This is a genomic window from uncultured Thiodictyon sp., assembly GCA_903837595.1.
Taxonomy (GTDB): domain Bacteria; phylum Pseudomonadota; class Gammaproteobacteria; order Chromatiales; family Chromatiaceae; genus Thiodictyon.
This window is the reverse complement of sequence record CAILVI010000023.1, coordinates 1-8,392: the sequence shown is the minus strand read 5'-3', so window position 1 is coordinate 8,392 and position 8,392 is coordinate 1. Positions and strand designations below refer to the sequence as shown.

At 64.3% G+C, this 8,392-nt stretch carries 13 protein-coding genes; 7 read left to right on the top strand and 6 right to left on the bottom strand.

Annotated elements, in window-relative coordinates; translation table 11 throughout:
* Positions 1–87 precede the first annotated feature (87 nt).
* The 4 genes from QZY44_RS01435 to QZY44_RS01420 form a co-directional block, all read right to left on the bottom strand.
* A complete protein-coding gene (locus QZY44_RS01435; protein ID WP_295441252.1) occupies positions 88–423 on the bottom strand; it encodes an SET domain-containing protein in 336 nt (111 codons plus the stop codon).
* A gap of 72 nt (positions 424–495) precedes the next feature.
* Positions 496–1,461, bottom strand: a complete 966-nt coding sequence (locus QZY44_RS01430; protein ID WP_295441249.1) for an SPFH domain-containing protein — start codon at positions 1,459–1,461, stop codon at positions 496–498.
* A 12-nt stretch (positions 1,462–1,473) separates the two neighbouring features.
* A complete protein-coding gene (locus QZY44_RS01425; protein ID WP_295441246.1) occupies positions 1,474–2,475 on the bottom strand; it encodes an SPFH domain-containing protein in 1,002 nt (333 codons plus the stop codon).
* Between the two features lie 127 nt (positions 2,476–2,602).
* Positions 2,603–3,652 (bottom strand): Fic family protein, encoded by a 1,050-nt coding sequence (locus QZY44_RS01420; protein ID WP_295441243.1) that lies wholly within the window; start codon positions 3,650–3,652, stop codon positions 2,603–2,605.
* A 301-nt stretch (positions 3,653–3,953) separates the two neighbouring features.
* On the opposite strand from QZY44_RS01420, the gene QZY44_RS01415 reads away from it, so the two are divergent.
* From QZY44_RS01415 to mazF, 7 genes are all read left to right on the top strand, one after another.
* Positions 3,954–4,292 (top strand): nucleotidyltransferase domain-containing protein, encoded by a 339-nt coding sequence (locus QZY44_RS01415; RefSeq protein WP_295441240.1) that lies wholly within the window; start codon positions 3,954–3,956, stop codon positions 4,290–4,292.
* Positions 4,276–4,452 carry a HEPN domain-containing protein gene (locus QZY44_RS01410; protein WP_295441237.1) on the top strand — a complete coding sequence of 59 codons (177 nt, stop codon included), beginning with the start codon at positions 4,276–4,278 and terminating at the stop codon, positions 4,450–4,452. The genes QZY44_RS01415 and QZY44_RS01410 overlap by 17 nt, the downstream gene beginning before the upstream one ends.
* A 24-nt stretch (positions 4,453–4,476) precedes the next feature.
* A complete protein-coding gene (locus tag QZY44_RS01405) occupies positions 4,477–4,665 on the top strand; it encodes a hypothetical protein (protein ID WP_295441233.1) in 189 nt (62 codons plus the stop codon).
* 227 nt (positions 4,666–4,892) lie between these two features.
* On the top strand, positions 4,893–6,110 hold the full coding sequence (locus QZY44_RS01400; RefSeq protein ID WP_295441231.1) for a hypothetical protein: 1,218 nt from the start codon (positions 4,893–4,895) through the stop codon (positions 6,108–6,110).
* A 41-nt stretch (positions 6,111–6,151) separates the two neighbouring features.
* On the top strand, positions 6,152–6,796 hold the full coding sequence (locus tag QZY44_RS01395; RefSeq protein ID WP_295441229.1) for a hypothetical protein: 645 nt from the start codon (positions 6,152–6,154) through the stop codon (positions 6,794–6,796).
* 71 nt (positions 6,797–6,867) lie between these two features.
* On the top strand, positions 6,868–7,110 hold the full coding sequence (locus QZY44_RS01390) for an AbrB/MazE/SpoVT family DNA-binding domain-containing protein (protein WP_295441226.1): 243 nt from the start codon (positions 6,868–6,870) through the stop codon (positions 7,108–7,110).
* 2 nt (positions 7,111–7,112) lie between these two features.
* Positions 7,113–7,445 carry an endoribonuclease MazF gene (gene mazF / locus QZY44_RS01385; protein ID WP_295441223.1) on the top strand — a complete coding sequence of 111 codons (333 nt, stop codon included), beginning with the start codon at positions 7,113–7,115 and terminating at the stop codon, positions 7,443–7,445.
* A 31-nt stretch (positions 7,446–7,476) separates the two neighbouring features.
* Here the strand turns inward: mazF and QZY44_RS01380 are convergent, their stop codons facing one another.
* Positions 7,477–7,623 (bottom strand): DUF1778 domain-containing protein, encoded by a 147-nt coding sequence (locus QZY44_RS01380; protein WP_295441220.1) that lies wholly within the window; start codon positions 7,621–7,623, stop codon positions 7,477–7,479.
* Between the two features lie 363 nt (positions 7,624–7,986).
* On the bottom strand, positions 7,987–8,392 hold a 406-nt coding region (locus QZY44_RS01375; protein ID WP_295441217.1), incomplete at its 5' end, for a hypothetical protein.

Below are 8,392 nucleotides of genomic sequence, written 5' to 3'. Positions count from 1 at the left end.
CGTCGCGGCCGGGGGGCCGCTCCTACGCCGTAGGAGCGGCCCCCCGGCCGCGACGAAGACACCCAGGACCCACGAGGTGACCGCAACTCAAGGCGCCCCGCCGTAGTCGATGGTAATCTCTTCCCCCGCGGCGATCGGGCGTCGGGCGTAGAGGTGGAAGACCTCGAACTCGGCGTTGGGCTCGGCGCTGTGGTTGAGCCAGCGCAGTAGATTGGTCCCCTGGCGGGCGCTCGGCGCCCCGCCGTCGGGGTCGTAGACCCACAGGACATGGGGCCCATCCTCCACCACCTCGGAGCCCTCGAAGGTGCCGATGCGTTGCCCGGTCGCGAACGGGATCCGGGCGAAGCACCCCCAGCCATGGATCGGGGAGCGGCCCTTGCGCACCCGCGCATCAAGCCAGGGAGAACACACCTTGCTGGTCATCGATCGTACCGCGATCAGTGGCGACAGGGCGGCCAGATCGGCCCCGTCGCACCCTTGGGGTTAGGCGGGGGATCAGCCAGCAAAGGGGCCGAGCCGCGACAGGTCGACCGCCGGCTTTTGCGCGCCCGCGGCCTCATGCACCGCGGCCGTCGGTCCGTGACCGCCGCCGAGCTGGAGCATGACCGCGCAGTCAGGCGGCAGCACGTCGACCTCCGCCCCGGAGGCGATGAGCTGCTCGTTCTCCAAGATGGTGAGCACGGAGGTCAGCACCTCCGGGTCCTGCCGGGCAATGGCGTTGAGTGCATCGCCGACCACCGCGGGCCGGGTGGCACCGGCCTCGGCCATCTTCTGGGAGACCTTGAAGGCGGTTTGGCTGCGGATCAGCCCCACCCGGTTCTCCCCGTCCTGCTTCATCGCGCTGGTGACCTGCACCAGGCGCTTCACGACCTTCTCGGTGATGTTGTCGACCATCTGCCGATCGGTGAATGCCACCTTGCGGATGTAGACCGACCCCAGTTGATAGCCCCATTTCTCCGACAGCGGCGAGACGGTCGCCCGCACCTCGCGGCTCAGCTGGTGGCGGTCCTCCAGCATCTTGTCCATCTCCAGGTTGCTCAGGGTCGAGATGGTGGAACTGGCCACGTTGGCCTGGAGCGAGCCCTCCGGATTCGCGTTGCGGAAGAGATACGCCTCCGGGTCACTCACCTGCATCTCATACCAGATGCCCACCCCCATGGGCGTACCCTCCTCCGAGTTGACCATCTGATCGCGCAGATAATATTGGCGCAGCGCCGTGTCCACCAGGTAGCGCTTGCCGAAGAAGGGCACGAGCAGCGCCGAAAAACCAAAGTGCAGGATAGGGAAGCGCAGCCCGGCCTCGTCGAGTGCGCCGAGCACCCGCCCGAACAGGGTGTAGACCTGGGCCTCCCGCTCCTTGACGATGGTGTAGAGCCCGAGCCGGCTGGTGACCGCGAGCAGCAAGGGGATGAAGATCAGGCCCATGACGAAGGCGACGAGTAGCGAGATGGGGTCGTACATGATGGGTCTCCTTCAGGCCTGGCTGGGATTGCCGGTGGTCTGGACGATGCGCCGGGCGCGCCGCAGCAGCGGGATGCGCATGTTGCGCACATAGGCGGCCAGCGCCGCGCTGCCCCCCTCGGCCTTGATGCGTACCAGTGTTTCGGCCAGCTCCTTGAGCGGCGCCACCTCCGCCTGGGCGTTGTTGGTGGCGATATCCACCGCCCGCTTGCTCATGGTGATCTGCTGCTCGGCATCGGCGCGGGCCGTGCTGATGTCCGCGGCCACCTGGTTACGGGTGCTGTTGATGGCGGAGAGCGCCCGGTCCACCTCCAGCGGCGGGTCGATCTGGGTGATCAGTGCCGCCTCCAACTCGATCCCGTAACGGGTGCCGGTGGTCGCGCACTGCTGCTCCATATACTCGTTGAGTAGCGGCAGATTCTTGCGCAGGTCGTTGATCGAGACCCCTTCCGAGAGGTCCGGCCCGGCCCCGTCGCCCTGCGCCTCCGAGGTCGCCGGCATCATGGCGAGCAACCGCTGCCCCTTGGGGTCCGCGAAGTTGGCGATGCGCTCACGCAGCACGGAGACGAAATAGCCCATCACGTGCTCGAGCGGGTCCGCCACGCCGAAGACAAAGGGGTAGAGATTGTCCTCCGAGACCCGGAAACGGACCTGGCCGTTGACCCCGGTGGTCAGGTTGTCCTTGGTCACGGCCTCGATGGTCGTCTGGCGCTTGGTGGGGTCCCAGGTGAGGTCGAGCGCCTGGGTGGCGACATCGACCTTGCGGACCTCCTGCCAGGGCCATTTGAAATAGGGTCCGCCGGGGCGGATCACCTGCAGGCGCGGGAAGCGGTAGCGCGCCCGCTCCTCCTCGGTCATCCGCGGGTCATCCACCGGTAGCTCGCCGAAGCGCTGGGCGCGCCCGAAGGAGGTCAGCACCGCCCGTTCGTTGGGCTTGACGGTGTAAAAGGCCCGGATCACGACCCGGTAGATCGCATAGAGGGTCAGGCCGAACAGGAAGGCGGTAAACAACATGGAGTCCTCCGAATCGCGTTGGTTCAGCGCCCGGGGCGACCCGGGGCGGGGAGTCTCAGGGGTAACGCGCTAACCATAGCACTTGGACGGCGGTTTGGGGTGGGCCGTCGCGCCGGAGGTTCGGCCCCTAAGGCAGGCTATACCAGGCACCGCGGCCCTCACCGTGGAGCACCAGGAGGCCACGTTCGCGCAACGTCTTGAAATGCATCTTCAAGGTGTTGCGGCTGGCCCCCGTCAGGGTCACCGCATCGCCGATCGAGATACGGCCATGATCACGGGCCTGGTCCAGTATCCGGATCGCGAGTTCAGGCAACCGTGCGAGTAATAGCCGCTCGCGCTCCACCTTCTCGCGCAGCCGCCGCATCTGGCGTTGCAATGCCTTCAGAAAGAAGGTCAGCCACGGCGTCCAATCGGGGGCCTCGCTCCGGATGCTCCCCTGGGTGCGGCGAAGTGCGAGGTAGTAACCCTCCTTGTTCTGCTCGATGACACTCTCCAGCGAACTGAAGGGCACATAGGCATAGCCGGCGCACAGCAAGAGGAGTGTGGTCAGGACCCGGCTCAGGCGGCCGTTGCCGTCCTGGAATGGATGGATCGCCAGGAAGGCAACGACGAAGATGCCGATGGCGAGCAGCGGGTGTACTTCCCCGTCCCGCGACACCGCGTCGAACCAGGCGACCAACTCAAGCATCCGCCGGGGCGTGTCGAACGGGCTCGCCGTCTCGAAGACGATACCCAGTTGGTTACCGTCGGCATCGAAGGCCGCGACGCTGTTGGATGCCGTCTTGTAGGCACCCCGGTGCCGCTCGTCCTTGTCGCTGTAGCGCAGCAGGTCGCGGTGAAACTGCTTGATGTGGTTTTCGGTCACGGCGATGTCGGACCAGGACGCGAAGACAGTCTCCATCACCTGCGCGTAGCCGGCCACCTCCTGCTCGTCGCGCGAGCCGAAGGACTGGATCTCCAGGTTGAACAGCAGACGCTCGACCTCGCGGTCCGACAGCCGGCTACCCTCGATCCGGGTCGAAGAGCCGATGCTCTCGATGGTCGCGACCCGCCGCAGCGCCGACAACCGCTCGGGCGCCAGGGTGCCCAGGGCACGCCAGGCACCCTTGAACTCGTCGATCTCGGCGACGAGGAGGAGCATCTCGGGGGTGATGGCAAGCGAGGCGGTCTGGATCATTCGCCATTTCTACACCCATTTACACCCATTTTTCAAGCCGCGGTGGCGACTTCCCGAAGCAAGCCGTACAGTAGCCAACCGGGGGCCAATTGCGTGCCATCAGCCAATTCCACCGACCGGCTCCAAGCTCGGATCAGCACCGAACTGCACACCGTGCTCAAGTGTGGCGCGAAGCCTCAGGGTCGCACCATGACGGCCATCGCGGTGTCGTGCCGGCGGCCCAGCAGGCGCGCGGGGCGCCACCGAACCGGCTGAGGTTATCCCTGCGAGTACCGCTAGGTCCAGCGAGGAGGTCTGCCAGATGAATGTCGACGAAAATGCCTTATTGGAACATATGGTTGAGGTGATCGTCCGCGAGGTCGATCCGGATGCGATCATCCTGTTCGGCTCGCGCACCCGGGGTGACGCCAAGCCCGACTCCGACGTCGATCTGCTGGTCATCGACAAGGAGAATTTTTCTCCGCGGCGCAGCCGCTGTTTGACCGCCGGCCGCCTCTATCGAAAGCTGGCCGGCTGCGGACTTGCCAAGGACCTGGCGCTCTACAGCAGAGATGAGGTCGATCGACTTGCACGCAGTCCGCATCACCTGGTGGCCCGTGCTTTGAAGGAAGGGAGGCGCCTATATGAACGCGGCGCGTGACGATGCCGAGCGCCTGCTGCGGCGGGCGCGTGCGAACCTCAAGGCGCTACGGCACATGGGGGATGAGGATTGCTTTGACGACAATATCTACGGCTTCCACGCCCAACAAGCCGCCGAGAAGTCGCTCAAGGCATGGCTCGCCTGCCTGGGCCATCCCTAGCCACTACGACATGATCTGGGAGAATTGTTGGCCGCCTTGGCGGCGGCTGGCCAGGACATCGCAACCCTTTGGCCGCTGACCGATCTCACCCCGTTCGCCGTACAGTTACGCTATGACGAATTCGAGAGCGATACGCCGCTGGATCGGCCATCCGTGGAAGCCGACATCGCGGCGCTGGTCGCCTATGCCGAGCGGCTCGTCCAGCGGGCTTAGCGAACGAGCCGGGCAGATTCCATCGTGCGGCCCGTTCGTCGACAGGTTGTTGCGCTGACTTCGGTCTGCACAGCGGACCATACGCCGATGGATTGGCCATCCGTCGAAGCCGACATCGAAATAGCATAAGGGGCCAAGCTCAATTGCCTTTTCCCACACGATGTTGAGCCGAAACCCCTTTCTACCTATACTACCCGCAGGGTTCTGCCATCTTGTGAGTTGCTAGCATGGCTCGCCTTGGTCCCATATCGCTGTTCGAAGTGAGTTCCGCCTTGCCAAGCGGCGCTGCCTTTTCCCTTACCTCGCCTGCCAGTTCGGATGCCGCACTTGTCTTTCCTGGCGCTGAGATTGAGCTCCGGGCCGGTCAACGCGACGCTGTAGTTCGATTCAACGGCGCTGAAGATCCCAAAGCAGCTTTCAGCGAAGGGCATCGCCTGGCACAGCAGGGACTAGACTTGCTATCTGTCCTCGGGCGGTGTGACGCTGTGATACAAGATGCGGAGAGCGAACATCTCATTTGGTGGTCGGAACCTAATGGCGTCGTTCTGCGATATGTGTCGACTTTCATGATGCCGTTCGCCGTTGGGCAGCCAACACTCCTCGTCAAAGATAAGGACGGCAATGTGATTCCGCCGCCCCCTGTCCAACCGCGCCATCACATCGGATTTCGATATTATCGGTTGGCCCAGACGACAGATGATCTCTTCGACGCGTATCGCAATATGTATCTTGCCTTCGAGGTATTGCTAAGCAACTCCATCCCAATAGAAAAAGGGGAGCGAGAAATCAACTGGCTTAACCGGGCGCTTACGGCCGCTCAATCTAGCATTCGCCTCAACGATCTCGTTCCGGCGCAAAGCTCGAATGCTGTGAAATCGGTCCTTGATACCGTGTATCGTGATGCTCGGCTTCCCCTCTTTCATGCGAAGGTAGGCAAGGCTTTCTTTTCACCCCAGGAATCGTCAATCGAGCGGCAGACTGTGTCAACAGCGCTTGGGATACTAACTCATATTGTGCTGCGTATGGGCGAGGCATGGTTTTCTGCACGGCGCATGGGAGGTGGAGTATATTTTGCTTGGGTTAACAAGAATATTGAGCAGGCCCTGGCGAACTGCTCCATGATTGCTACGAATCATTCCGGTCCGTTCCTGGCGGAAGAAAGCAATCTCACACACGAGCGGTTTCAATCAGCGATCCAGCTCACCACACGTCTTGCGCCAGAATTGCAGCGGGAATCCGCGCCTGCAATTTTCGGCACGATAGCTGCGAAGGATCTAGACTCATTGGGAGAGATCCGGCGAATTGAAGTAATTGACGCCAACCGCCCCTATCTTGCGCAACTGTTGGAGTCACCGTTAGTCTGTGCTGAGGCTGCGCGCCTTGAGGTGCTCATGCATAGTCGTATCATGAACCTAAATCAGCCGAGGTCACTGTTTCGGCAATAGTGCCGCACGAAATCGCACCCTGATCTTTCCCGCAAAGAAGGATGAACGCGATCTTCTGTATCGACGAGTTCGAGCGCTGGGAGGGACTCTTCCCCGGCGACCGGCGGGCGCGGCTGCAACTGCTGGGGCTCTTGCGCGCCAACATCCAGCACCGCCGCCGGCTGCGGGTGTTGATCGCCGGTGCCGCCCATGTCGACGAGCTGGACCCGATGTGGGCCGACCACCTGGTGAACCTGCGCGAACTGGCCATCGGCCCGCTGACCCGGCCGGTGACGCTGGACTTGCTGACCCGACCGAGCGCCGACTTCCCGCCCGACGCCATTCCGCCCGCGGTGGCCGAGGCGGTCTGGTCCCGCACCCTGGGCCAGCCCTATCTCACCCAATTGTGCGGTTCGCTGCTGGTGGCGCGCCTCAACGATGCCGACCGGCGCCAGGCCACAGTGGCGGACTGCGCCGCGCTCGACCCGGCGGTGCTGGACAAGGCCAATGCCTATCTGACCAACCTGGTGCAGGCGACCCCGGCCGCGGCGCTCGCGGTACTGGAGCGGCTTGCCCGCGGCGAGGCGGTGGACCTCATCACCCAGGACCGCGCGACGCGGCGGTATCTGCGGCGCCGGGGGCTCGTGACCGCGGATGGGGGCTTGGGGATTCCGGTGCTCGGGGACTTCTTGCGGCGGGAGGGGTGAACCCGAGTGACATTGAGTACCGGCGAATTTCGGGGTATCGTCTCTACAAAGAAGATACCTGAGGGCCTGCCATGCGTGTCACGGTGAAAAAGTGGGGCAACAGCGCGGCCGTGCGGATCCCGGTCGGGGTCATGGCTGCCGCGCGGGTGAGTTTGGATGAGGAGGTGGACATTCGCGAGGAAGGCGGGCGGATCCTGATCGAGCCCATCCGGTCGCACGCTTACGACCTGGCGGAACTCCTGTCCGGGATTACGCCGGAGAATCGGCACGCCGAGGTGGATTTTGGTGCCGCAGTCGGGCATGAGGCGCTTTGACCGTGCCGCGTTACGTGCCGGACGCCGGCGATATCGTCTGGCTGCATTTCGACCCCCAGGCAGGTCATCAGCAAGCGGGCCACCGGCCGGCCTTGGTCGTCAGCCCGGCGGCCTACAACGGCAAGACCGACTTGATGCTGTGTTGTCCGATGACGACCCAGATCAAGGGGTATCCGTTCGAGGTTTCCATTGCCGGCGACCGCCCGAGCGCGGTGCTCGCCGATCAGGTGAAGAGCCTGGATTGGGTCGCCCGCAAGGCACTGCGCAAGGGTCGCGTATCCGCCGCTGAATTCGCGCAAGTGCAAGGAAAGATCGTTGCCCTGATCGGCCAGTGAGGGCGTAGCGCTACCTGGTCCGGGCGGGCATTCAGCGCCGCGCCATCAATGCACGTAATGCCTCGTTTGGCTCCGACGGGTCTTCACCGGCCGCGACGAAGGCCGCGAACGCCTGTTGAGACAGCACCAGGGTATCGTTGATACGGGCAGATTCGGTCGGTTGCTGGGGAGAAGGCATGGCCGCGCTCCGGTCAGGTGATGCGTGTATCGTACGTCATTCTGACCCCTGCGGGGTGAAGCGAGGTGCCAACCTCGCCGGCACTTCGCGGGGTTGAGGTTAGCGTGAAAATCACGCCACGAGCCGGTGGGAGCGGCTTCAGCCGCGACGCGACCTCGCAAGCTGCGTGTGGCCTCGTCGCGGCTGAAGCCGCTCCCACCGGGGACTTTCATCGCCCGGGATGACTGGTCGTGCTGCCATGGCTCCAGCCGCGGGGGCACCTGCGAGCGCCGAAAACGTTCCGGGCGGGGCGAATGCCCCGCCCGGCTCGGGGAACGAACCGCACCGCCCGCCCGCGGTGCCGTTCGCTGCTCTCCAACCGATTTAGAGATCCTCCCAATCCGGATAGACCAGACCGGGAATCCGCGGTGTGTTGATGCGCAGCCCGCAGTGACGGGCATAGCCCTCGAAGACGGTGATCTTGTAGGCCAGCCCCTCGGGCATGCCGGTGTCCGACCAGCCGTAGCGGTGCTCCCACTGCGCCGGTCCGCGGATCAAAGGCCAGCCGGCGACGGCGAGCGATAGGGCGAAGGTCGATGCGACCGAGGCGCGGGGTTCTTCCTGCGCCTGCCCATCCGGCCCGACGCACGGGTATTCCTCCCAGAGCAGGGTATCGCCCGCCCGCCGCGCGGTGACGACCGGGGCGCCGCCGAGGATGAAGTCCATCCGGTCCCCGTCGCACCGCACCCCATAGGGCGGGTCCTCGAGATGGCGCACCAGGCTCAGGCCG